This window comes from Rahnella sp. P4_A8 (assembly GCF_056402435.1).
On the sequence record NZ_JBFUHK010000190.1, the window covers coordinates 1 to 1,874 of the forward strand.

Consider the following 1,874-nt stretch of genomic DNA (forward strand, 5'->3'; position numbering starts at 1 on the left):
ATTAAAAGATGCAAAACTCCCATCGCACCATGTGCATAAAAATAGACCTCGATGAAATTAGAAAGCCACATATAATAAGCCCAAATCCTTAAATAATGTGCATCCAGGTTATAACCCCTTCAAGACTATGTTCAGCAATTGCTTCGGTCTCTGTCAGATTAGCGTTAATAATTTCCGACAGTATTAAAAATGCCATCATGGTGTGAAGAATACGAAAAAAAGTAGCATATTCATGGGGTAACAGACTCCAGACTCGCAATTTCATTAATGAGCTCTTAGCATATTTACCCATAGTCTGAATCATACARAAGAATTATTAGCATAACCTTAATTCTGAAAATTTCAGCAGACATTAGCTCACTTCATGATACTGATACCCATGAAATAGGAATGATAACTATTATTATGATTTATTCTCTTCTTGTTACTCAGCAGATCCCCTATATATAATTTTAGTTTGCAGAATAATAATACTGAGTTCATTCTCAGTTCTGCCAGCAGAAAAACCAGATGGCAGCCCGGCACGCTTCGAGCGGATAGCATTACCCAAGCATTCTGGCGCGCGGTAAAAAAACGGTGTATCACGGAGCGAAAGCCCGCAGTCTTGCTTCCCGGCTTTACGAGCGTGAATACGGCGCGGAATTTGCTCAGAAACTATTGGGGCATAAATCGATGAAAATGACGAACGTTTATCCTGATAGCCGCGGTACCGAGTGGACGGAGATATAGACAGGATTTAGGATTTAGGATTTAGGATTTAGGATTTAGGGAGATGCTGAAATTATCTTTATAAATCAAATAGTAAAAAAAAGACCGAATACTTATCTATATCAATATAATCAATTAGTTAAAAAATTAATGGCGATAAAATGGCGATAAACTTGTTGCCGAGGATTTGCATAATCTAATTTTGGTCATTAACTGATACCTCTTAATACAACCTACTGACCGCTACATCAGCTTCTCGCTATATAAAACATTAAGCATCCGGTTCTTGGATGCCGGACGCTTAATGTATCAGTAATGATTTGAAAAGTTGTGTCCACTAATGAGTGACCAATCATTTACCTTGTGACAACCGCTTTTAATTAATTTTATTTAAGTTATTTTCTTTTCCTCTCCTAGTCATTTCTTCAGCTAATTGTGAAGACCAGGAATAGAGGTTTTTAGCCTCGATAATAAAGCTCAATGCCCTTGCACACTGTAGTTTACCTGCTTCATGAACATGTACATTACCAACTGAGGTGGGAACAAAATATGTTTCTGGGGTATAATAATTATAAATACTTGTTTGAGAMGGATGAACATATTCGCTTAAAATATCATAAGCCATTTCGAACATGCTTTCTTTATGCTGCGTCTGTTCAAGTTCATCTGCGTAAAGATCACGCAATGCATTCATTACATGCTGACTGACAGAAAGATGATTTTCAAAACGAAACTTTGTTTGTTCTGTAAAGAAGTAATCATTAGGGTCATATACAGCTTTTTGAATTTTTTCTTCTTCTGATTTTTTTATACGTGAACTATTGGTGAATTTCAAAACAGTATCAATAGCCTTATCCACACTATCAATGCCACCTTGATTTAGTAGGATTTTTTCTATTTTATTATTTAGTAACCTAGCAAAAGCATGGGTCTCAATTAGACCTCTACTCAATGCGAAGGCTGATTGTAAACGATCATTTTCAAGAAGGAAAATACAATCATCAAATATGTCAATCTGCCTATTTAAAAGACAATTGGCATAATTCAAAAGATAAAGACCCTGTTCAGGTTCAATTAAATTAGCAACAACAATCCCACCTTCTTTAGTCAGTTTTGATCTTGCTATCTTAGCTTCAACTAGACTTTCCTCAATAATGTCTTTAAAC

2 protein-coding genes are annotated in these 1,874 nt (G+C 35.7%); one reads left to right on the forward strand and one right to left on the reverse strand.

The window, feature by feature from the left end:
- Window positions 1–576: 576 nt before the first annotated feature.
- Entirely contained in the window at window positions 577–729 is a 153-nt protein-coding gene (locus tag AC1DUO_RS24515; RefSeq protein WP_072012305.1) for a tyrosine-type recombinase/integrase, read from the forward strand.
- Window positions 730–1,084: 355 nt separating this feature from the next.
- Here the strand turns inward: AC1DUO_RS24515 and AC1DUO_RS24520 are convergent.
- Window positions 1,085–1,874: DUF5677 domain-containing protein (locus tag AC1DUO_RS24520; RefSeq protein ID WP_477989211.1), on the reverse strand; the 790-nt coding region annotated here is incomplete at its 5' end.